This is a genomic window from Promicromonospora sp. NPDC050880 (assembly GCF_044456525.1).
Taxonomy (GTDB): Bacteria; Actinomycetota; Actinomycetes; order Actinomycetales; family Cellulomonadaceae; genus Promicromonospora.
The window spans coordinates 32,347-53,345 of sequence record NZ_JBITFV010000025.1 but is presented as its reverse complement, the minus strand read 5'-3'; the positions used below and the strand labels follow the sequence as shown (position 1 = coordinate 53,345).

The window sequence follows — 20,999 nt, the reverse complement described above, 5'->3', positions numbered from 1 at the left end:
AGCAGACAGGTGACCGACATGGCAGACACGCTCACCGTCGTGCCCCGCCCGCGCCGCCGCCCGGCGGCGCGGGTCTGGCGCGACCGCCTCCCCGGGATCGTCATGGGCGGCCCCGCCGTCCTGGTGTTCCTGGCGATGTTCATCGTCCCGATGATCCTCGCGTTCGTGCTGAGCCTGACCGACTGGAACGGCTACAGCCTGAACTTCACGTTCATCGGGCTCGACAACTACGCCGAGGCGTTCCGCAACCCCCGCACGGTCGACGCCGCGATCTTCACCGCGGTCGTGGCGTTCTTCGGCACGGTGCTGTGCAACGGCGTCGGGCTCGCGATCGCGGCACTCATCTCCGGCTCGGGCCGGGCGAACACGCTGATGCGCACGATCTTCTTCTACCCGTACATCATCAGCGCGCTGATCATCGGGTTCCTGTGGTCGGCCATGCTGGCGCCGGAGGGCGCCGTCAACGGCCTGCTCGGGCACCTCGGCGTGCCGCCGGTCCCGTTCCTCACGGAGGTGGGGTTCGCCAAGGCGAGCGTGATCCTGACGATCGTGTGGTCGCACTTCGGCTTCAACATGATCCTGTTCCTGGCCGGCATCAAGTCGGTGCCACCCGAGTACTACGAGGCCGCCACCGTGGACGGCGCCTCGAGGTGGCAGCAGTTCCGCAACGTGACGCTGCCGCTGATCGCCCCCGTGTTCACCGTGAACCTGGTGCTCACGCTCGTGGGGCTGCTCAAGGTCTACGACATCGTCCTGGCGCTGACCGACGGCGGTCCCGCCGGGTCCACCCAGACGATCGTCTACCAGGTGCTGCGGGACTCGTTCGCGCAGTCCGAGCTCGGGTTCGGCGCCGCACAGTCGGTGATCCTGCTGCTCGCCACGGCCGTGCTCGGCCTCGGTGTGACATTCGCCCGGCGCGGCGCGGAGAAGAAGGTGGCGGACTGATGAGCAGGTACCCGACCCCCCGACGGACGCTGCGTGCACCCGGCGTGGGCACCGTGCTCAAGTGGGCGCTGCTCGGCGCCGGCGCCCTGGTCATGCTGGTGCCGCTGTACATCATGGTGATCAACGCCTTCAAGCCGCAGGAGGCGATCATCGCCTCCCCGCTGGCGATCGGCCCGGACACGTTCAGCCTGGAGTACCTGCAGGCGGCGCTGACCAGCGAGAAGTTCAACGTGGTGCGCGCCTACGGCGTCACGCTGCTGTTCGTGGCGCTGGTCAACGTGTTCGGCATCGCGCTGGCCGCGCCCGTGGCGTACGTGATCGCACGTGGTCGCTCGAAGTGGCACCTGGGGCTGCTGCTGCTGTTCGTGTCCGGGCTGTTCATCCCGGGCCAGGTGACGCTCATCCCCGTCGTGTTCGTGCTGCGGGTGCTGGGGCTGATCAACACGATCCCCGGCTTCGTCCTCTTCGAGACGGCGGCCACGCTGCCGGTCACGATCTTCCTGTTCGCCGCGTACCTGCGCACCGTGCCACGCGACATCGACGAGGCCGCGGCGCTGGACGGCGCGGGCAAGATCCGGGCGTTCTGGTCCTGCATCTTCCCGATCATGCGGCCCGTCGTGGCCACCATCGTGGTGCTGAACTCGATCAGCGTCTGGAACGACTTCGTCAGCCCGCAGATCATCCTGGGCCCCAGCTCCGGCATCTACACCGTGACCACGGGCGTGTACGCGGCCGTCGGCGAGTTCTCGACGGACTACACGACCGTCTTCCCCACGCTGCTGCTCGCGGTGACGCCCGCGATCGTGTTCTTCGTCGTCATGCAGCGGCACATCATCGGCGGCCTGGTCGCCGGGGCGACGAAGGGCTGAGGCGATGCGGATCCCTACCACCCCCCTGCACGAGGTGCCCGCCTGGGCCGTGCTCGAACGCCGCCTGTTCGACGCGACCGAGGAGGCCTGGCGGCTCTTCGCCGAGCGGTACTGCGGGCCCGACGGCCGCATCCTGCACGCGGGCGGGTTCGAGCACCGCGACGGCGTGGACGACCTCTACGAGCCGTTCTTCAACTGGCCCGCCTTCTACGCCCTGGGCGGCAGCGACGCCGTGCTGGACGCCGCCAAGCACCACTTCGAGGGCGTGACGGCGCAGCTCACCGAGGCCGGCATGCTGAGCGGCGAGTACGAGAACGGGTACGACTGGTTCCACCAGGGCGAGTCGCTGCTGTTCTTCTACGGCCTGTGCGCCGCCGACCCGGGCGACGAACGGTTCGCCGAGCGCGCCCGGCGGTTCGCGCGGCTGTACACCGACCCGGCCCACGGCAACTACGACCCGGCGCGCAACATCGTCACGGCCCCGCACAACGGGGCGCTCGGCCCGCTGCCCGGGCTGGGCACCGAGTGGCTCACCTACCCGGCGTCCCTGGACTACATGGAGCCCTACGGCCTGCCGCTGCACGGCCTGCCGGGCATCACGCGCTGGTCCGACCTGGCGGACCCGGCCAAGGCCCAGCTCATGGGCGACGAGCTGCAGCGCCGCGCCGCGGGCGACACCGCGGTCAACCTCGCGGCCACCTCCCTGGTCACCAACCGCTGGCTGTACGACGGCGACGCCGCCTCGGCCGCGTGGGTGGCCCGGTACGTCGACGGCTGGCGGTCACGAGCCGAGGCCGCCGGCGGCCTCATGCCGGACAACGTGGCGCCCGACGGTGCCGTCGGCGGGTTGCACGACGGCGCCTGGTACGGCGGCCACTACGGCTGGACCTGGCCCCACGGCCTGCACTCGGTGGGCATGAGCACGCTGATCGGCGCGATCAACGCGTCCTTCGTCTCGGGTGCCGTCTCGGGTGCGGCGGACCCCGGGGCCGAGGTGCGCGACGACGACCCGCTCGACCTGGTGCGCACCATGCTCGACACGGTGCTGGACCACGCGATCACCGCGCCCGTCACCGAGACCCCGTTCAGCCTGCGCGGGAGCTGGCTCGAACGACTCGGCCCGCACGCCGCCGAGCCCGCCCTCCTGGTGCCCTACCGGTACGGCGCCGAGGGCTGGTTCGACTTCGGGCCCCTGGAGCTCGACCTGCCCACCTGGCTGTGGTGGTGGACCCGCGACCCCCGCGACCGCCAGCGCCTGGACCGCGTGCTGGACGGCACCCCGGGATCGCGCGAGGTGCGGCCGTTCCGCGACAAGGTCGAGGCGGGGCACGAGGGCCCGTGGCTCACGTTCCTCGACGGTACGTTCCCGGAGTACCCGGAGCGGGCGCTGTCGATGGCGCTGGGGCAGCTCGCCCGCCGGGTCGCGGTGATGGAGGCCGAGCCCGTGGACCCCGCGACGGTGCACCTGCACTTCTGGCAGCGGGTCAACCCCGTGGTCACCGAGGTGCTCGGGCAGCTCGTCACGGGCACGCCGCAGACGCTCTACAACGGCGGCCTGCCGTTCGCCGCGGTCGCCTACACCGACGCCGACCGGGGCCGCCCCGGTCTGCCACCCGACGTCGCCGCCCTGGTCACGCGGCTGGACGGCGACCCGCAGGAGGGGCGCGTCGAGCTGTCCCTCGTCAACCTGTCGGCGACCCGCACGCGGCGGGTGCGCGTGCGGCCCGGCCGGTTCGGGGAGCAGCGCCTGACCGGCGTCGTGACCCGGGGCGAGACGGGCGGCGTCTACCCGGGGCCGTCGACGGCGTCCGCCGGGCGGCCCGGCAGCCCCACGTCGGTGACCGTCCCGCTGGATGCCGCCGACCTGCTGGTCGAGCTGCCGCCGTCGCACCGCGCGGACCTCGTGCTGCTCACCGGGCCCGCCCTGACCCCGCCGCACCATGCCGCGGCGGGCCGCCCCCGGTCCTGATCCGCCGTTCACACCCACCCCAGCACTCCACCCGTTCCGAGAAGGAGCCTCACCATGACCGAAGCCCTCACGCGTCCCGGCGCGGCCGGCCTGCCGGCGGACGATCCCGCCGCCGGGCTCGTCCGCCCGGACGTCACGCTGCCCGTGCGGGGCGGCGCGTTCGAGCGGGCCGACACCGGCACCGTCGCCCGGCTCGGCGACGTCTCCGCCGCCACCGCCTGCGCCAAGCTGCACGGGCTGGGCATCCGCCGCTCGTTCGTCGAGGGCCCGCGCCCCCTCTCGCCCGGGTACCGGGTGGTCGGCTCGGCCCTCACGCTGCAGTTCATGCCGCAGCGCGAGGACCTGGCCGCGGGTGACGAGCAGGAGTACGTCGAGCGGCACACCGCCCTGTGGCACGTCCTGGAGACGGTGCGGCCCGGCGACGTGCTCGTGGTCCAGGCGTTCGGCAGCCGGTTCTCCGGCTGCGTGGGCGACATCCTGGCCCGCTACTTCCAGCGCAAGGGCGGCGCGGGCATGGTCGTCGACGGCCGCATCCGTGACTCGGGCAAGATCCGCGACCTCGGGCTGCCGGTGTGGTCCACGGGCGTCACGCCGCACTACGCCTCCCAGTCGGAGCTCTTCCCCTGGGCCTTCGACGTGCCCGTCGCCGTGGGCGGTGTGCTGTGCATGCCCGGCGACCTCGTGGTCGCCGACGACGACGGCCCCGTCATCGTGCCGCGCGCGATGGCCGACCAGGTGATCGAGTCCGCCCGGGACCACGAGGAGTGGGAGGTGTTCAGCCGGCAGCGGCTCGACGAGGGTGCCCGGCTGAGCGACTACTACCCCCTGACCCCTGACACCCGAGGGGAGTTCGAGGCATGGCGTTCCGCGCAGAGCTCCGGCCGCTGAGCCCCGCCCCGGCGGCGCGACCCGACGTCGCGGCCGCGTACGGGCTGGGCTGCGCGCCCATCGGCAACCTGTTCACACCCGTGGCGGCGACCGCCGCCGAGGCGACCGTCGGCCGTGCCCTGGAGCGTGGGGTGCGGTTCTTCGACACCGCACCCCACTACGGCGAGGGCATCAGCGAGCAGCGGCTCGGCGCCGCCCTGGCGGGCGTCGACCGCGACACCGTGGTGATCGCCACCAAGGTGGGGCGCACGATCGTGGACGCCGCGGGCGACCCCGTCCCGGTGGGCGGCACCGGCACGAGCACCGTCGGCGACCTCAGCCGCGACGGCGTGCTGCGGTCGCTGGAGGGCAGCCTCGCCCGTCTGCGCACCGACCGCGTGGACCTGCTCTACCTGCACGACCCCGCCGACGTCGACGCCGCGCTGCGGGGTGCCCTGCCCGCGCTCCTGGAGCTGCGCGACCAGGGCGTGGTGCGGGCCGTGGGCGTCGGCATGGGGCGCACCGTGCCGGTCGCCCGCCTGGTGCGGGAGGCCGGGGCCGCCCTCGACGTGGTCATGCCCGCGGGCCGGCTCACCCTGCTGGACCGCACCGCCGAGGACGACCTGCTCCCCGCCGCGCGCGCCCGGGGCGTGGGCGTGATCGGGGCGGGCGTGTACAACTCCGGGGTGCTCGCCGACCCGGTGGGTGCCCCGTACTTCGACTACCGCCCCGCGACCCCCGACCAGGTGGACCGTGCTCTGCGCATGGCGGCGGCCTGCACCGCCGCGGGCGTCGCGCTGCCGACCGCCGCCGTGCGGTACCCGCTGCGCGTCGCGGGCGTGGAGGCCGTGGTCGTGGGGGCGCGGACGCCGGCCGAGGTCGACGCCTTCGCCGACGCCGCCGACGCGGACGTCCCCGAGAGCCTCTGGGCCGCGCTCGACCACGCCGCGAGGGCGTCGGCGGCCGCGGGGATCGCACCGGGGCCGCATGACTGAGGTCGTCGGGCCGGGCCGCGCGGACGGGACGGACGGCGCGGGAGGGGCGGACCGTGCGACCGGCGCGGCGGCCGGGGACGGGATCGTGGACGCGCACGTGCACCTCTGGGACACGAGCGCGATGCGGATCTCCTGGTTCACCCAGGACCTGGGGCTGCCGCACCGGGTCGCCCCAGACGACCTGGCCTCCGCCGTCGCGGCGGCTCCCCGGCCCGTGCGGGCCGCCGTCGCCGTCCAGGCCGCGGACACCGCGCGCGAGGCCCGCTGGCTCACCGCCCAGGCGGCGGCGCACCGACCGCTGCCCGGTCCGGTCGTGCTGCAGTACGACGCCCGGCCCGGCGACCGGTCCGCCTGGGCCGGCATGGCACAGCCGGTGCTCGACGAGGGCGCGCCCGTCGCGGGCCTCCGCCTCGCCGTCCCCGGCGGCGCCGCGGACCTGTCCGACGTTGCCGGCCTCGATGCCCTGTGCGCCGGGCTGGCCGCGACGGGCCGCGTCCTGGAGACGCTCGTACGCCCCGCACAGCTCCCCGCCGTCGCTGCGCTGGCCGGCCGCCACCCGGCGCTCGACGTCGTCGTCTGCCACCTCGGCCTCGGGGCGGCCGCCCCCGACCGCGCGTGGCACGAGGCGCTCGCGGCGCTCGCCGCACGCCCGCGCGTGCACGCCAAGGTCTCCGGCCTCCACACGAGGGGACCGGACGACGCCGGCCGGGTCGCGGCGATCGGCCGCGCCGCCGTGGACCTGCTGGGCGCCGAGCGCCTGATGTTCGGCAGCGACTGGCCCATGTCCGCGCGGGTGGCGCCCTACGCCGACGTGCTGGAGCTCACCGCCCGGGCGCTGCCGCGGCTCGACGACGCCGCCGCGGCGGCCCTGTGGTCGGGCACCGCGGCCCGTCTCTACCGCGTCGACGAACCCGCGGCGAGCAGGTGCCAGGTGGGTTGAACCGTGTCCGGCGCGGCGCCGCTCAGGCCTGCTCGTCGTCCAGCAGGGTGCCTGCCGCGTGGGCCTCGAAGAGCGCCGAGGCGGCGTCGGCGTCGCCGCCGTCGAGCACGTCCAGCAGGCTGCGGTGCCAGTCGGCGACCTCGTGCCAGTCGCCGGTGAACTCGGGGTCACCGAGCAGGTGCATGGAACGCAGGCTCGGCTCGATGATGTCCCACATGCGCGGCAGGTAGGTGTTGCCGCTCGCCTCGATGACCGCGCGGTGGAACCCGAAGTCGAGCTCGCGGAACGCGGGCAGGTCCTCGGCGTCGACCGTGTCGTGCATGGCGGCGATGACCTGCTCCAGGCTCGACCGGGTCTCCGGCGTGAGGCGCCCGCAGGCGAGCCGGCCCGCGAGCGCCTCCAGCGCCACGCGGGCCTCCTTGGCCTGCTGCGCCTCCTCGTCGGAGTGCTTGGTCACGAAGTTGCCCTGGTGGCGCACGTGCGTGACCAGACCTTCGTGGGCGAGCCGCTTGAGAGCGTCCCGTACCGGGGCCTGGCTCACCCGCAGCCGGCGGGCGAGCTGGGACTCGACGAGCTGCTCGCCCGGGGCGAGCTGCGACGACTTGATCATCGACTTGACGAGGTCGTAGATCTGGTCGGACAGCAGCCCGCGTTCGAGACCCGGGATACCGCTCAGCGCATCAGTCATCCTCGCAGCCTAGCCCCATTATCGACAATCGTTTGTGCACCGGACCGGTAGGCCGCGAGCCAGGCGTCCGCGATCGCGCGCGAGGCCTCGGGCGCCGGGTGCACGCCGTCGGGCGCGAGGGCGGCCGCTCCCCCGGCGTGCGTCGCAGCGGCAGCCGTGAGCAGGCCGTGCAGCGGGATCAGCGCGGCGCCCCGCTCGGCAGCGAGGCGGGTGACGACCGCACGCTTGCCGGCGAGGTCGTCGAGCCAGCCGTGCTGCTCCTCGCGGACGGGCAGCAGGAACGGCTCGACGAGCACCAGACGCGGGCTGCCGGGCACCCGGTCCAGGAGCCGGCGGTAGGTGGCCTCGAAGGCCTGGGCGCTCGTGGGGTCGGCACTGTCGAAGCGGCGCCACATGTCGTTGACCCCGACGTACAGGGTGAGCACGTCGGGGGCGGTCGGTGCGACGTCCCGCTCCCAGCGGGACTCCAGGTCCACGGCACGGTCGCCGCCGATGCCGCGGTTGATCACCCGGGCCGCGGGCAGGTCACGGGCGACGAGGCTGACATAGCCGTCGCCGAGCGACGTGTCGTCGCCCCGGTCGCGGCCGGCGTCGGTGATCGAGTCCCCGACGAAGACGAGGCGTTCGGCGCTGGCGGTGCTGGTCATATGGCTCTCCTTCGAGGTGACGGACGGGTCCGACGGTAGCGGTGCACGCCCCCTCCGCACCATTGTCACCGATTATCGATTAATGTAGCATCGCTCCCGCTGCCAGTCGTGGGTCGATGCCGACCCGCAGTCATGACCATCACCGAAGAGGTCGGAGCACTCGCAATGAAGCGACATCTGTCAGCCCTGCTCGCCGCCGCCGTCGCCACGTGCGTCGTCGGCGCGACGGCCACCAGCGCGGCCGCCACGGCGGCCCCGCGGACCGGGGCACAGCACACGTCCGTCACCACGCCCGCGGCGAGCGCCGCGGGCGCCACCCTCGACGCCGGGCCGGCCAACCGGCCCGGGAAGCCGGGCAAACCCGGCAAGGGCCCGCACGCCCCTGGCGCGCAGGGCACGATCTACCTCGCCCCGGACGGCGACGACGCCGCCGCCGGGACCGAGGCCGCGCCGCTCGCCACGCTGGAGGCCGCCCGCGACGCCATCAGGGCGCTCCGCACGGCGGGCAACCTCCCCGACGACGGGGTGACCGTCTACCTCCGGGAGGGCACGTACGAGCGTTCGGCGTCGTTCACGCTCGGCGCCGAGGACTCGGGAACCGCCGACGCACCGATCACCTACCGCTCCTACCCGGGCGAGACCGCCACGATCTCCGGCGGCACGGAGCTCCCGTACGACGGCTTCTCCCCCGTCACCGACCAGGCCGTGCTGGACCGGGTCATCGAGACGTCGGCGCGCGACGACATCCTCCAGATCGACCTGGGCGAGCTCGGGATCGACGACTACGGCCAGCTCAGCCGGCACGGGTACTGGAAGGCCAACGACGTCAGCACCACCCCGCCCATGGAGCTGTACGTGGACGGCGAGGACATGACGCTCGCCCGCTGGCCCAACGCCGGCGCGGTGCACGACACCGTGCAGATGAACAAGATCATCGACCCGGGCCCCACCAAGGACGATGCCGACCTGCAGGACCGGGGCGGCACGTTCAGCTACTCCTACGACCGGCCGCAGCACTGGGGCCAGGCCGACGACATCTGGCTGGACGGAATCTTCGGCCAGAGCTGGGAGTGGTCGTACAACAAGATCGAGTCGATCGACACCGACGCGCGCACCATCACGCTGCGCTACGGCGAGATGTCGGGCCTGATGAAGACCTGGTACCCCGACTTCCACTTCGCGCAGAACCTGCTGGAGGAGCTCGACGCCCCCGGCGAGTACTTCATCGACCGCGCCACCGGCGTCCTGTACCTGGTGCCGAACGCGTCGTTCCTGGCGGAGCGGGGCGCGCCCGTGGTCACCACGCTCGACGAGCCGATGATCCGCACGGACGGCACCTCGTACGTCACGTTCGACGACCTGGTGCTCGACTACGGGCGGGCCAACGCCGCCGTCATCCTCGGCGGCAGCCACGTGACGATCTCGAACAGCGACATCCAGAACTTCACCGACGGCGGCGTGCTGTTCAACTCCCCCGGCCGGTACACCTACGACGGCATCCCCGTGAACCGCGGCGGCACCGACCACGCGGTGGTGTCCAGCGACATCCGCCACGTGGGCGGCGTCGGCGTGGTGCTGCAGGGCGGGAACAAGACCACCCTGACGCCGGGCAACAACCGGGTCGAGGACTCCCACATCCACGACTTCGCCTACTACCACAAGGCCTACAACCCGGGCGTCATGTTCGACGGCGTGGGCAACGTGGCGCGCGGGAACGAGATCAACGACGCCCCGCACCCCGGCATCATCGTGCACGGCAACGACCACCTGTTCGAGCAGAACGAGGTCTACGACGTCTGCAAGACGTTCCAGGACCTCGGCGCGATCTACATGAACTCGGGCGAGACGCCGCAGCAGCGCGGCCACGTGTTCCGGCAGAACTACTTCCACGACGTGGGCCTGACGAAGCACGGCGTGGAGGGCATCTACGCGGACAACTTCACGTGGGACCTGAACATCGAGCAGAACGTGTTCGTGAACATGGGCAACGACGCGATCAAGTCCGGCTCGGCCGACTACATCGACGCCGTGAACAACGTGTTCGTGGACACCACCGTGCCGTACGACAACTACACGCAGTGGATGGGCGACGGCGAGGGCAACACCGTCGACCGCGTGTACATGCCCAAGTGGCAGAAGGTCTTCGCGGACAACAACGACTTCGTGGGCACGCCGTACCTGACGAAGTACCCGGAGCTCGGCCACTTCTTCGAGGACAACCACTACTACCCGAACAAGAGCTCGTTCGGCCGCAACGTGATCTGGAACCCGAACCGCGCGCGCAACCCCGACGTCAACACCGAGGGCGCGCTCGACACCAACAACCTGCTCAACTACGGCGACAACTGGGTGGCCGACACCGACCCCGGGTTCGTGGACGCGGCGGGCGGTGACTACTCCTTCCGGCCCGACGCCGCCGTGTTCGACCAGATCCCCGGCTTCGAGGCCATCCCGTTCGACGAGATCGGCACCGAGGGGCACGTGGGCCACTCCCAGACGCCGGACGAGGTGGCGCTGGAGTCGCTGGCGCTGCCCGCCGACCAGCTCACGGTCACCCTGGGCGACGAGCTCTCGGTGGCGGCCCAGGCCGTGCCGTGGAACGCGACCAACCAGGCCGTCACCTACACCTCCAGCGACCCGGAGGTCGCGACGGTGAGCGCCACCGGCGTGCTCACCGCGATCGGGCCGGGCGAGCTGGTCGTGACCGTCGAGTCGACGGCCGACCCGGGCATCCGCGACGAGATGACGGTCACCGTGGCGGCCGGCGACGGCGTGCTGCACTCGACCGACTTCGAGTCGGGTGCCAACGGCTGGCCCACCGACGCCAACCGTGCCATCGTCGACGACGGCACGGGCGACCACGTCCTGCGCATCAAGAACGGCGCCAACACCCAACTCGACCGGCAGTTCTCGCAGTACGCGCTGGACTTCACCGTCACGACGCCGGCCGAGGTGCCCGAGGGCGGGCAGATGCTCGTCTACGACCGCACCGGCGCGACGCCGGGCGGGTACGTCCGGTACCGGCACGCGGCGGCCGGGTCCACGTGGACGATCTTCGACGCGGCGTGGGGCACGGTGAAGCAGGTGACCCTGCCCGCGGGCGAGGGGCTGGCGCCGAGCACCCAGTACGGCGTGCGCGTGGTCGTCACGGCGGGCGGCGTGCGCGTGCTGCTCGACGGCGAGGAGGTCGTGTCGGGGGCCAACCCGGCGCCGTCCGCGGCCGGCAAGGTGGGCTTCTACGTCCAGGGCTTCACGGCGCTGGACTTCGACGACATCACGTTCTCGCTGGTCGGGGTGGACCCCACGAGCGTGACGCTCGCGCCGTCGGCCGCCACGATCGAGCCGGGCGAGACGTGGGAGCCGGGCGTCACGTTCACCCCGGCGGACGCGACCCGCACCGGCCTGGAGTGGGCCTCAAGCGACACCACGGTCGCCACCGTCGACGCCGGCGGGACCGTCCGCGGCGTCGCGGCCGGAACCGTCACGATCACGGCGACCTCGACGGCGGTGCCCGGGCTGTCGGCGTCGTCCACGGTGACGGTGCAGGCGGCCGACCACCCGGTGACCGATCTGGGCACCGAGATCCTCGACGCGGCGGCGTGGGCGCCGTCCGGTGGGGTGACCGTCACGGACGGCGCGGCGCACCTGGCACCCCGCAGCGCCTCCGGGTTCAGCCCGACGACGTTCGGGGACGAGCTGCTGCGCTTCGACTCGTCGTTCGGTGACTTCAACGGCGGCTGGTTCGGCTTCTCGGTGCGGTCGAAGACCGCGGGCCTCCCGGTGTGGGCCAACAGCAACTCGGGCTACCTCGTGGTCATCAAGGAGGACGTCATCGAGATGCAGCGCTGGAAGCCGGACGTCTTCATGATCGACGTGTTCCCCAACACGGTGATCGAGCCGAGCTCGACGCACGAGATCACGTTCGGCACCGTGGCCGTCGAGGGCGGCACCCGCGTGGTGCTGCGGGTGGACGGCGAGCCGGTGTGGAGCTACCTCGACGACACCCCGGACAACCCGCTGGCGGCGCCGGGCTACTTCACGGTCTACCGCCAGGGCCCGGCGGGCGAGATGAGCATCTCCCCGGCGAGCTGATCCCCCACGTGTCAGACGCCCAGGTCACTCCGGTGACCTGGGCGTCTGACACCTCGCATCAAGACAGGGCGGTGAAGGTGTGGGTCTGCCGGCCCAGGTTCTCGATCTCCAGGGTGACCTCGTCGCCGTCGGCGAGGTACGGGAAGCGGCCCGACAGGGCCACGCCCTCGGGCGTGCCCGTGCAGATCAGGTCGCCCGGATCCAGGACCATGTACTGCGACAGGTGGTGCACGATCGCGGCGACGTCGAAGATCATGTCCGCCGTCGACGAGTCCTGCCGCGGCTCCCCGTTGACGAAGGAGCGCAGGCGCAGGCCGCCCGGGTCCACCTCGTCGGCGGGCACCAGCGCCGGGCCTGTCGGCAGGAAGCCGGGCCCGCACTTGCCCTTGGACCACTGCCCGAGCGAGTCGTCGAGCTGCCACGCGCGCTCGCTGACGTCGTCCACCACGGTGTACCCGGCGATGTGCTCCAGCGCCGCCTCGGGCGACGGCAGGTAGCTCGCGCGCCGGCCGATCACGACCGCCAGCTCCACCTCCCAGTCCACCTTCTCGGCACCGGGCGGCAGCGGCACGGCGTCGTCCGGGCCGGCGACGGTGTTGGGGTGCTTGAAGAAGATGATCGGCAGGCGCGGCGGCTCGGCACCGGACTCGCGCGCGTGCGCGGCGTAGTTCTGCCCGATGCAGACGACGGCGGCCGGGCGCGCGATCGGCGCCCCTCGGCGGAGCTCGCCGGCGCCGTCGAGCACGGGCAGCTCCCCCGCTGCCAGGGCGCCCCGGGTGCGGGCCACGCCGTCGGCGGCGAGGAACGCGCCGTCGACGTCGGCCGTGAGGGGACGGAGGTCGTAGGTGACGCCGTCGGAGGTGACGGCAGGGATCTCCTGGCCGAGGGGGCCCAGGCGGAGCAGATGCATCGTGTCCTCGTTCTCGGTACGGGTGGGCAGGTGGGGTCAGGACTGCTCGGGCGGGCGCACGCGCAGCTCGTGCATGCCGCCGTCGACTGCGAGCGCCGTGCCCGTGGTGGCGGTGGCGAGCGGGCTGGCGAGGTAGCAGACGGCGTGCGCGACGGCCTCGGGGCTGACCAGCCGGCCCGTGGGCTGGCGAGCCTCCAGGGCGGCGCGCTCGGCGGCCGGGTCGGCGGCGGCGTCGAGGAGCCGGCCCACCCAGGGCGTGTCGACGGTACCGGGGTTGACGCAGGTCACGCGGATGCCCTCGCGCACGTGGTCGGCGGCCATCGCGAGCGTGAGCGCCTGCACGGCGCCCTTGCTGGCGGAGTACAGGGCGCGCTGCGGCAGGCCCGTCCACGAGGCGATCGACGCCGTGTTGACCACCGCGGCGTGCGCGGACTCGCGCAGGTACGGCAGGGCGGCGCGGGTGACACGCACGATGCCGAGCACGTTGACGTCGAGCACGCGGAGCCACTCGGCGTCGTCGTTGTCGGCGACGGTGCCCTGGGCGCCGATGCCGGCGTTGTTGACCACGACGTCGATGCCGCCCAGACGCCGGGCGGCGGCCTCGACCGCGCGGCGGACGGCGACGTCGTCGGTCACGTCGGCGACCTCGCCCGACGCGCCCGCGGGCACGCCGTCGGACGAGCGGTCGATCGCGACGACCTGGGCGCCGCGCTCCAGCAGTGCGGTCACGACGGAGGCGCCGATGCCGGACGCCCCTCCCGTGACGATGGCGCGGACGCCGTCGAACTCAAGGGGTGTGGTCACGGGAACTCCTTCTGGAAAACGGCTACGTTGGCGATTCATCCAATCTATAGCACCGATCTGGGTCGGATCGTAGGGTTCGATCACCTTCTGGACCCGATAGGCTCGACCCACCCGGAGCGATACGTCATACCTCTGCCCTGGCTCCGGGAAACGCGCTCGACGAGGAGTGATCCGCACATGTCCCAGCCGCCGCCCCACCCGGACCGGACCTGGTTCACGGAGGCCAGGTTCGGCCTGTTCGTGCACTTCGGGCTCTACTCCGCCGCCGCCCGGCACGAATGGGTGATGAGCAACGAACGCCGGACCACCGAGGAGTACGAGCGGTACGCGGAGGTGTTCGACCCCGACCTGTTCGACGCCCGTGCGATCGCGCGGGCCGCCAAGGACGCCGGCATGCGGTACGTGGTGCTGACCACCAAGCACCACGACGGCTTCGCCCTGTGGGACTCCGCCGTCAGCGACTACTCCGTCGCGCGCACGCGCGGGCGCGACCTGGTCGCGGAGGTAGCCGAGGCGGTCCGGGCCGAGGGGCTGCGCCTGGGCCTGTACCACTCGCTCATCGACTGGCACCACCCGGACTTCACGGTCGACTACCTGCACCCGCGCCGGGACGACCCCGACGCCCACTCGCTCAACGCGGGGCGCGACATGGCGCGCTACCGCACCTACCTCCACGCCCAGGTGCGCGAGCTGCTCACCGGGTACGGCGCCGTCGACTACGTGTTCTTCGACTACACCTACGCGCACGACCGGGACGGCTGGCGCGGCAAGTACCCCGGCGACTGGGACGCGGAGGGACTGCTCGCCCTGGTCCGCGAGCTGCAGCCGCAGGCCGTGGTCAACGACCGCCTCGGCATCCCGGGCGACCTGGTCACCCCGGAGCAGTACCAGCCGGACGGGCCCATGCGGGACGACGACGGCGCGCTGCTGACCTGGGAGGCGTGCCAGACGCTGAACGGCAGCTGGGGCTACGACCGGGACAACACCCGGTTCAAGGACCCGGACCTGCTGGTGCGCATGCTGGTGGACACCGTGGCCAAGGGCGGCAACCTGCTGCTGAACATCGGCCCGGACGGGCGCGGGGCGATCCCGGCGCGCGACACCACCACGCTCGCGGCGCTCGGCGCGTGGACCCGGCTGCACGGGCGCGCGGTGCACGGGGCGGGGCCCGCCGACCCCGCCCTGGTCGAGGCACTGGCGCCCGGCCTGCCGCCCGGCGTGGTGCTCACGCAGCGCGCCGACCGGCTGTACCTGCACCTGTTCGCGTGGCCGTTCGCGCACGTGCACCTGCGCGGGCTCGGCGACCGGGTGCGGTACGCGCAGCTCCTGCACGACGGTTCGGAGCTGCGGGCCACCCGCACCGACCCCGGCCAGAAGGCGTGGAACACGACGCCCGGCGGGCAGCCGCCGGGCACCCTGACGCTGCACCTGCCCACGGCGCGGCCCGACGTCGCCGTACCGGTGGTCGAGCTGTTCCTCTGAGCCGGTCGCCGGCCGGCCCGATGAGTTCCGGCCGGCGCCGTCGTCGAACGGGCATGGACACGAAAAAAGCCCTGCGCCCCGCCGGACCGTCAGGAAGGATCGGAGCATGAGCGCCACGGACATGCCCCACTGGAAGCGGAACGTCGGGCTGTTCCTCACCGGTCAGACCATCTCGTTGCTCGGTTCGATGCTGGTCCAGTTCGCCGTCATGTGGCACCTGACCATCGAGACCCGGTCCGGTTCGGTGCTCATGCTGAGCATCGTGTTCGGCATGCTGCCGCAGGCGTTCATGTCGATCTTCGGCGGCGTCTGGGCCGACCGGCACTCCCGCAAGCTCCTGATCATCGGCGCGGACACCACCATCGCCGTGGTCACGCTGGGCCTGGCCCTGCTCATGCTCAGCGGCGTGGACGACCTGTGGGTCATCTACGTGGCGCTGGCCGTGCGCTCGGTGTTCGCGGGCATCCAGACGCCCGCGGTGAGCGCGATGATCCCCCAGATCGTGCCGGCCGACCAGCTCATGCGGGTCAACGGGATGTTCCAGTCGATCCAGTCGGGCATGATGCTGCTCGCCCCGGCCCTGGCCGCCGCGATCTACGCGTCCTTCGACATCGTCGCGGTGTTCTTCGTGGACGCGGCCACCGCGCTCATCGGCGTCGGGCTGCTCGCCCTGGTCACCGTGCCGCGCCTGGTCCGGGCCGACGGCGCGGACGGGCCCGTCAGCTACTTCGGCGACCTCGCGGCCGGCGTGCGCTACATCGGCGCCAACGCCCCCGTGAAATGGCTGGTCGCGCTGTTCGCGCTGGTCATGTTCCTGGTCGGTGCGCCGAGCTACCTCACGCCGCTGATGGTCACCCGCACGTTCGGCGACGAGGTGTGGAAGCTGACCGCCAACGAGCTGTTCTGGGGCGGCGGCATGCTGCTGGGCGGCATCATCATGGCGACCGTCGGGCCCCGGATCACCCGCCGGGTGCGGCTGATGGTCGGCTCGGTGATCCTCACGGGCGTGCTGGTCGCCGGCCTGGGCCTGTCCACCAACATGTGGGTGTTCTTCGCGCTCGGCCTGCTGATCGGCATCATGTTCGCCGCACTGAACACACCGGCGTTCACGATCATCCAGGAGCGCGTGGAGCCGGAGATGCAGGGGCGGGTGTTCGGGTTCGTGGGGATCGTGATCACGGTCGCCATGCCGCTCTCGATGGTCGTGTTCGGGCCGCTGGCCGACCAGTTCTCCGTCGAGTCGCTGCTCGTCCTGGCCGGCGTGCTGCTGGTCGTGGTGCTGGGCGCGATCCTCGCGGTGCCGGCGGCGCGCCGGTCGCTCGCCGAGATCGACCGGGCGCCCGAACCTGCCGGGGACGAGAGCCAGGCGGCGGCCGCTGTGCCCCAGGACACAGCGGACCTGCACTGATGCCGTGACAGGATGGACGGGTCCTCTGACCGTCACCCGACCGTGCGGAAGGTTCCTGTGAGCGCTCCGAAGATCTATGCCCTGCACGAGAACCCCGAGTGGTTCCCGCCGTTCGCCGAGGCCTTCGCGGCCGAGGGTGTCGAGTACGAGGAGTGGGTGCTGACCGACGGCGTCCTGGACCTGGACGAGGCGCCGCCGGAGGGCGTCTTCTGGTCGCGCATCTCCGCCAGCAGCCACACGCGCGATCACGGCCTGACCAAGGACTACTCGCGTGCCGTGCTGTCCTGGCTGGAGGCGTACGGCCGCCGCACGGTCAACGGCCGCCGGGTGCTGGAGCTCGAGATGAGCAAGGTGGACCAGCTCACGGCGCTGCGGGCCGCGGGGATCGACACGCCGCGCACGGTGGCCGCCGTCGGGCGGGACCAGGTGCTCAAGGCCGCCCAGGGCTTCCCCACGCCGTTCGTCACCAAGCACAACCAGGGCGGCAAGGGCCTGGGCGTGCGCAAGTTCGACTCGTTCGAGGACCTCGCCGAGCACCTCGCGTCCGACGACTACGAGGAGCCCGTGGACGGCATCACGCTGATCCAGGAGTACGTGGTGGCGGCGGACGGCGGCATCACCCGCGTGGAGCTCGTCGGCGGTGAGCTGGTCTACGCCGTCCGCGGCGACACCGAGCGTGGCGGGTTCCAGCTCTGCCCGGCCGACGCGTGCGCCGTCGACCCGGTCACGGGCCGGCCCATCCCGCCGGTCGGCGCCACCGTCTCGATGGCGCCCGACGACGAGTGGGGCCTGTTCTCCGAGCGCGAGGGCTACGACGACCCGGTCGTGGAGCGGTACCTGGCGTTCATGGAGCGGCACGGCATCGAGGTGGCCGGCATCGAGAACATCCGCACGGCCGACGGCCGGGTGCTGACGTACGACGTGAACACCAACACGAACTACAACAGCGACGTCGAGCGGGGCACGGCGAAGTCGGGCCCGCGCGAGATCGTCCGCCACCTGGCCCGGGTGCTGACGGAGACGTACCCGGCCTGACGGCGCGGGCGCGACCGACGGTGCGCTTCTACCCAGTCATTGCGCGCCGAAAGCAGCGTGTTCTCGGGCGCAATGACTGGGTAGAAGCGCACTTCGGCGGAGCGGCAGGACGGGCGCCGCCGGGGTCAGGCGAAGGCGAAGAGCGGGCCGAAGGCGACCACCACGATCGCCGCCCAGATCCCGTAGACCGGGAGGTATCCCGTCTGCCAGCGCTCGATCGCGCCGAACGTGCGGTGACCGCGCACGAACCCGAGGGCGAGCCAGGCCGCCCAGCCCAGGTGCACCAGCAGCACGAGGTTGAGCCCCAGCGCCGCGACCTTGTTGGCGGTGAACCCGAACTCGGCGATGCGGGTGAGCATGGCGGTCAGCGCCACGGCGTCCACCGCGAGCGCCGCGCCGACCAGCACGAGCTGCAGCCAGTCGAAGATCCCGGGCGGCGCCAGCGGGTCGCGCGCCGAGATCGAGTACAGCAGCAGGAACAGGACCAGCACGAGGATCGCGTCCATCAGGATGAGCAGCTCGCGGTCCACCGCCGTGAGCGGCCCGTTGACGAGCAGCGCGACGAACAGTGCGACCAGCATGACGATCGTCAGCGGCGTGAAGACCCGGGTGAGCACCGGCGCGATGTTCTCGACGACGTTCTTCTTGGCCTCGACGAGCCACGCCCCCACCAGCAGGGCGCCCGGTACGGCGAACGGCAGGAGCCAGTCGGCGAGGAACGGTTCGAAGTCCACGCCGACCAGGCTCAGGGTGCCGAACGTGAGCCCGATGAGCAGGCCCCCACCGAGCTGGATGAGCGCGAGGTAGATGATCAGCTCGCCCGTGAACCGCACGTAGTCCATGCGCCGGGCGCCCGAGCGCCAGGCACCGCCGGCATACAGCGCGCCCATGAGCAGCCAGAGCACCACGGGGGTGTGGCTGATCGCGAGGAAGAGCGTCATGCCCGGCTCGTCGTGAGGGCCCGGCTCGAACGGGTAGAGGTTGACCACCAGGGCGAGCGCGGCGGTCGCGGCGAGCAGGGTGGCGCTCACGCGCCACGGCACGCGCCGCTTCCACACGAAGTAGCCCGCGAGGAACGGCAGGACGGCGAAGACGGCGTTGCGGACCAGCACGAGGTCGTCGCCCACGGCGGCGTCGAGCAGGATCTTGACCCAGATGCCCGAGGCGACCGCGAGCGCCAGGACCACGCCGAGCTCACGCCAGCGGCTCGTGTCGCCGGGCTCCTCGGGGACCAGGACGAGCTGCTTCCAGAGCCGGTCGGAGTGCTCGCGGGCGAACTCCCGCGAAACGTCGTCGAGGTTGCCCATGCGCTTGACCGCGACGAGGAACGCCTCGTCGTCGTCGAGCCCGCCGGCGGTGAGGTCGGCGACCTGGCCGCGCAGGTGGTCCTCCATCTCGTCGACGTCGGCCGCCGAGATGGCGCGCCGTCGCCGGACGTAGCCGCGCCACTGGTCGATCTGGTCCTCCAGGGCGGCGTGTCCCGCGCGTTCGGGGGCGGCCGGGTTCTGCTCGCTCATCAGGCCCATCCCTCCGCGACGGCGGGACCGGGCTGGGCGTCCTGCCAGACCTGCTTGAGCGCGTCGGAGACGACGGCCCACTGCTGCCGCCGCTCCGCGAGCGCCTCGCGCCCGGACGGGGTGATCGCGTAGTGCTTGCGCCGCCGCCCGACGTCGGAGGTGCCCCACGTCGCCCTGACGTACTCCAGGCGCTCGAGCCGGTGGAGCAGGGGGTAGAGCATGCCGTCGGTCCACTCCATGCGGCCGCCGGAGAGCTCGTTGACGCGTTTGAGGATCGCGTAGCCGTACGACTCGCCGTCGGCCAGGATGCCGAGGACGAGCGGCGTGGCCGACGCCGCGACCAAGTCCTTGTCGATGTGCACCTGCACTCCTATGCCTAGTGCTGCTAGGGATGCTTACCCTAGCAGCACTAGGCATAGGAGTCCTAGGCCCTATCTCCGGGGTGCCGCCCGGCGCCGTGGCGCCGCGGCCCGGTAGGGCGACACCGTCGGCTCGTCGTCGAGCCAGTAGCGCCACGGGTACAGGTCCGCACGGCCGCCGTCGCCGCTCACCCCCACCCGGGGCCCGGACAGCACCGTGCGGGTCGGCGCCACGCCCGAGCCCTCGGCGCCCGGCACCGGTACCGAGAGCACGACCGCGCCCTCCGGGTCGGTGACGTCGGCGCCGTCGTCGGCCAGGTCGAGCGCCAGTGCTACCGCGAGGCGGGCGGGGCCGCGGGCCAGGTCGCGATCGGTCCGGGCCACGCCGCCGGCGAGCCGGCGCGTGCGGGCGAGCGCGACGCCGTCGGGCCCGGGTCCCGTGACCTCCCCCGCGCGCAACAGCACCGCGGACGCCGTGCCCGCCGGCCCGCAGACGACGTTGGCGCAGTGGTGCAGGCCCAGGTGCCGGTACACGTACAGGCGGCCGGGCTCGCCGAACATCGTGGCGTTGCGCCTGGTCAGGCCGCGGAAGGCGTGCGAGCCGGGATCGGTGGGGCCGTCGTAGGCCTCCACCTCGGTGATGCGCAGCGTCACCGTGCCCTCGGCCGTGCGCCGGCTCAGGGTGGCGCCCAGCAGGTCGCGGGCGACGTCGACCACGGGGCGGACGAAGAACTCGCGGGACGGGACGGTCATGGGGTGATCACTCGGGTGGCTCCTGGGCTGTCGGATCAAGGTGGCCCGCGGGGGTGGGTTGCTGGCGGTAGACATTGTCTACTGTCAGCAACCCACCCCCGCGGGCCACCTTCTCTCACCGCACGATCGGACGTCTCCTGCTCACACCGGCCGGCCGAAACCGTCCAGCCGCAGGTCTGCCCGCTCCCGCGTGCCCTCCCGCGCGTAGTGCTCCGCCTCGTCCGCCATCCAGCGCAGCCAGTGCTCGCGCGCGGCGGCGCCGTCGCGCTCCAGCCCGCGGCGCAGCCGCTCGGCGTCGTCCGCCTCGACCCAGACGCGGAACGCGCCGAGCGCGTCCACCTGGCGCGCGCCCGCGCCACAGCCCTCCACCACGAGGTGGGCCGACGGCGGCACGTCGTGCCACTCGGCCCAGGCGCCCGCCACCCAGTCGTAGCGCCGGTACCGGACCCGCTCCCCCGCGGCCAGCGGGTCCAGCACCCAGCGGCGGAGGTTCGCTGCGCCGCCGTCGGGGCCGGCGGCCCAGCCCTCGTAGAGGTCGTCCATGTGGATCACCGGGGCCTCCAGCGCGTCGCCGAGCTGCGCGGCCAGGGTCGTCTTGCCGGACCCGGCGGGCCCGTCGACGACGACGAGCCGTGCGTCAGCGTCCCGCACCTGCTCGAGCAGGTCCCCCAGCACACCAGGCGATACGGTCATCCACCCTCCTGACGTCGGTGCACCAC

At 72.5% G+C, this 20,999-nt stretch carries 18 protein-coding genes; 10 read left to right on the top strand and 8 right to left on the bottom strand.

Annotated elements, in window-relative coordinates; genetic code table 11:
* Positions 1 to 18 precede the first annotated feature (18 nt).
* Genes ACIBBF_RS24380 through ACIBBF_RS24355 form a run of 6 tightly spaced genes read left to right on the top strand, consistent with a single transcriptional unit; the run spans position 19 to position 6,585 of the window.
* On the top strand, positions 19 to 945 hold the full coding sequence (locus tag ACIBBF_RS24380) for a carbohydrate ABC transporter permease (protein ID WP_397418634.1): 927 nt from the start codon (positions 19 to 21) through the stop codon (positions 943 to 945).
* A complete protein-coding gene (locus ACIBBF_RS24375; RefSeq protein ID WP_397418632.1) occupies positions 945 to 1,814 on the top strand; it encodes a carbohydrate ABC transporter permease in 870 nt (289 codons plus the stop codon). The genes ACIBBF_RS24380 and ACIBBF_RS24375 overlap by 1 nt, the downstream gene beginning before the upstream one ends.
* Positions 1,815 to 1,818: 4 nt before the next feature.
* A complete protein-coding gene (locus ACIBBF_RS24370; protein ID WP_397418630.1) occupies positions 1,819 to 3,783 on the top strand; it encodes a hypothetical protein in 1,965 nt (654 codons plus the stop codon).
* A gap of 54 nt (positions 3,784 to 3,837) precedes the next feature.
* A complete protein-coding gene (locus ACIBBF_RS24365) occupies positions 3,838 to 4,671 on the top strand; it encodes a ribonuclease activity regulator RraA (protein ID WP_397418628.1) in 834 nt (277 codons plus the stop codon).
* Positions 4,641 to 5,645, top strand: coding sequence for an aldo/keto reductase (locus ACIBBF_RS24360; protein ID WP_397418626.1), 1,005 nt, complete (start codon positions 4,641 to 4,643; stop codon positions 5,643 to 5,645). The genes ACIBBF_RS24365 and ACIBBF_RS24360 overlap by 31 nt, the downstream gene beginning before the upstream one ends.
* Positions 5,638 to 6,585 (top strand): amidohydrolase family protein, encoded by a 948-nt coding sequence (locus tag ACIBBF_RS24355; RefSeq protein WP_397418624.1) that lies wholly within the window; start codon positions 5,638 to 5,640, stop codon positions 6,583 to 6,585. Before ACIBBF_RS24360 ends, ACIBBF_RS24355 begins: the two co-directional genes overlap by 8 nt.
* A 22-nt stretch (positions 6,586 to 6,607) precedes the next feature.
* Here ACIBBF_RS24355 and ACIBBF_RS24350 read toward each other — a convergent pair whose 3' ends face one another.
* Both ACIBBF_RS24350 and ACIBBF_RS24345 read right to left on the bottom strand, forming a co-directional pair.
* The gene (locus ACIBBF_RS24350; protein ID WP_397418622.1) at positions 6,608 to 7,273 is read right to left on the bottom strand and encodes a GntR family transcriptional regulator; all 666 of its coding nucleotides are present in this window, start codon (positions 7,271 to 7,273) and stop codon (positions 6,608 to 6,610) included.
* The gene (locus ACIBBF_RS24345; protein ID WP_397418620.1) at positions 7,270 to 7,920 is read right to left on the bottom strand and encodes an SGNH/GDSL hydrolase family protein; all 651 of its coding nucleotides are present in this window, start codon (positions 7,918 to 7,920) and stop codon (positions 7,270 to 7,272) included. The genes ACIBBF_RS24350 and ACIBBF_RS24345 overlap by 4 nt, the downstream gene beginning before the upstream one ends.
* A 165-nt stretch (positions 7,921 to 8,085) precedes the next feature.
* On the opposite strand from ACIBBF_RS24345, the gene ACIBBF_RS24340 reads away from it, so the two are divergent.
* Positions 8,086 to 12,012 carry an Ig-like domain-containing protein gene (locus ACIBBF_RS24340; protein ID WP_397418618.1) on the top strand — a complete coding sequence of 1,309 codons (3,927 nt, stop codon included), beginning with the start codon at positions 8,086 to 8,088 and terminating at the stop codon, positions 12,010 to 12,012.
* 58 nt (positions 12,013 to 12,070) lie between these two features.
* On the opposite strand, the gene ACIBBF_RS24335 is transcribed toward ACIBBF_RS24340, so the two are convergent.
* Complete coding sequence (locus ACIBBF_RS24335; protein ID WP_397418616.1) at positions 12,071 to 12,922, bottom strand: fumarylacetoacetate hydrolase family protein; 852 nt, start codon at positions 12,920 to 12,922, stop codon at positions 12,071 to 12,073.
* Between the two features lie 36 nt (positions 12,923 to 12,958).
* On the bottom strand, positions 12,959 to 13,765 hold the full coding sequence (locus ACIBBF_RS24330; RefSeq protein WP_397418614.1) for an SDR family NAD(P)-dependent oxidoreductase: 807 nt from the start codon (positions 13,763 to 13,765) through the stop codon (positions 12,959 to 12,961).
* A gap of 138 nt (positions 13,766 to 13,903) precedes the next feature.
* Between ACIBBF_RS24330 and ACIBBF_RS24325 the strand changes: the two genes are divergently transcribed.
* The 3 genes from ACIBBF_RS24325 to ACIBBF_RS24315 all read left to right on the top strand — a co-directional run bounded on the left by ACIBBF_RS24325 (position 13,904) and on the right by ACIBBF_RS24315 (position 17,651).
* Complete coding sequence (locus ACIBBF_RS24325; protein ID WP_397418612.1) at positions 13,904 to 15,208, top strand: alpha-L-fucosidase; 1,305 nt, start codon at positions 13,904 to 13,906, stop codon at positions 15,206 to 15,208.
* Positions 15,209 to 15,314: 106 nt separating this feature from the next.
* Entirely contained in the window at positions 15,315 to 16,616 is a 1,302-nt protein-coding gene (locus ACIBBF_RS24320; protein ID WP_397418610.1) for an MFS transporter, read from the top strand.
* Positions 16,617 to 16,673: 57 nt separating this feature from the next.
* On the top strand, positions 16,674 to 17,651 hold the full coding sequence (locus ACIBBF_RS24315) for a RimK family alpha-L-glutamate ligase (RefSeq protein WP_397418608.1): 978 nt from the start codon (positions 16,674 to 16,676) through the stop codon (positions 17,649 to 17,651).
* A gap of 125 nt (positions 17,652 to 17,776) precedes the next feature.
* Here the strand turns inward: ACIBBF_RS24315 and ACIBBF_RS24310 are convergent, their stop codons facing one another.
* From ACIBBF_RS24310 to ACIBBF_RS24295, 4 genes are all read right to left on the bottom strand, one after another.
* On the bottom strand, positions 17,777 to 19,168 hold the full coding sequence (locus tag ACIBBF_RS24310) for a permease prefix domain 1-containing protein (RefSeq protein ID WP_397418606.1): 1,392 nt from the start codon (positions 19,166 to 19,168) through the stop codon (positions 17,777 to 17,779).
* Positions 19,168 to 19,530: a PadR family transcriptional regulator gene (locus ACIBBF_RS24305; protein WP_397418604.1), complete on the bottom strand. Its 363-nt coding sequence runs from the start codon at positions 19,528 to 19,530 to the stop codon at positions 19,168 to 19,170. Before ACIBBF_RS24305 ends, ACIBBF_RS24310 begins: the two co-directional genes overlap by 1 nt.
* A gap of 69 nt (positions 19,531 to 19,599) precedes the next feature.
* Complete coding sequence (locus ACIBBF_RS24300; protein ID WP_397418602.1) at positions 19,600 to 20,280, bottom strand: DNA-3-methyladenine glycosylase; 681 nt, start codon at positions 20,278 to 20,280, stop codon at positions 19,600 to 19,602.
* A 141-nt stretch (positions 20,281 to 20,421) separates the two neighbouring features.
* The gene (locus tag ACIBBF_RS24295; protein ID WP_397418600.1) at positions 20,422 to 20,973 is read right to left on the bottom strand and encodes a uridine kinase; all 552 of its coding nucleotides are present in this window, start codon (positions 20,971 to 20,973) and stop codon (positions 20,422 to 20,424) included.
* Positions 20,974 to 20,999: the final 26 nt, after the last annotated feature.

What these genes read in the sequence shown, in the direction of transcription:
- ACIBBF_RS24380 (WP_397418634.1), top strand. Translation starts at nt 19, where the DNA reads ATGGCAGACACGCTCACCGTCGTGCCCCGCCCGCGCCGCCGCCCGGCG.
- ACIBBF_RS24375 (WP_397418632.1), top strand. Translation starts at nt 945, where the DNA reads ATGAGCAGGTACCCGACCCCCCGACGGACGCTGCGTGCACCCGGCGTG.
- ACIBBF_RS24370 (WP_397418630.1), top strand. Translation starts at nt 1,819, where the DNA reads ATGCGGATCCCTACCACCCCCCTGCACGAGGTGCCCGCCTGGGCCGTG.
- ACIBBF_RS24365 (WP_397418628.1), top strand. Translation starts at nt 3,838, where the DNA reads ATGACCGAAGCCCTCACGCGTCCCGGCGCGGCCGGCCTGCCGGCGGAC.
- ACIBBF_RS24360 (WP_397418626.1), top strand. Translation starts at nt 4,641, where the DNA reads ATGGCGTTCCGCGCAGAGCTCCGGCCGCTGAGCCCCGCCCCGGCGGCG.
- ACIBBF_RS24355 (WP_397418624.1), top strand. Translation starts at nt 5,638, where the DNA reads ATGACTGAGGTCGTCGGGCCGGGCCGCGCGGACGGGACGGACGGCGCG.
- ACIBBF_RS24350 (WP_397418622.1), bottom strand. Translation starts at nt 7,273, where the DNA reads ATGACTGATGCGCTGAGCGGTATCCCGGGTCTCGAACGCGGGCTGCTG.
- ACIBBF_RS24345 (WP_397418620.1), bottom strand. Translation starts at nt 7,920, where the DNA reads ATGACCAGCACCGCCAGCGCCGAACGCCTCGTCTTCGTCGGGGACTCG.
- ACIBBF_RS24340 (WP_397418618.1), top strand. Translation starts at nt 8,086, where the DNA reads ATGAAGCGACATCTGTCAGCCCTGCTCGCCGCCGCCGTCGCCACGTGC.
- ACIBBF_RS24335 (WP_397418616.1), bottom strand. Translation starts at nt 12,922, where the DNA reads ATGCATCTGCTCCGCCTGGGCCCCCTCGGCCAGGAGATCCCTGCCGTC.
- ACIBBF_RS24330 (WP_397418614.1), bottom strand. Translation starts at nt 13,765, where the DNA reads ATGAATCGCCAACGTAGCCGTTTTCCAGAAGGAGTTCCCGTGACCACA.
- ACIBBF_RS24325 (WP_397418612.1), top strand. Translation starts at nt 13,904, where the DNA reads ATGTCCCAGCCGCCGCCCCACCCGGACCGGACCTGGTTCACGGAGGCC.
- ACIBBF_RS24320 (WP_397418610.1), top strand. Translation starts at nt 15,315, where the DNA reads ATGAGCGCCACGGACATGCCCCACTGGAAGCGGAACGTCGGGCTGTTC.
- ACIBBF_RS24310 (WP_397418606.1), bottom strand. Translation starts at nt 19,168, where the DNA reads ATGAGCGAGCAGAACCCGGCCGCCCCCGAACGCGCGGGACACGCCGCC.
- ACIBBF_RS24300 (WP_397418602.1), bottom strand. Translation starts at nt 20,280, where the DNA reads ATGACCGTCCCGTCCCGCGAGTTCTTCGTCCGCCCCGTGGTCGACGTC.
- ACIBBF_RS24295 (WP_397418600.1), bottom strand. Translation starts at nt 20,973, where the DNA reads ATGACCGTATCGCCTGGTGTGCTGGGGGACCTGCTCGAGCAGGTGCGG.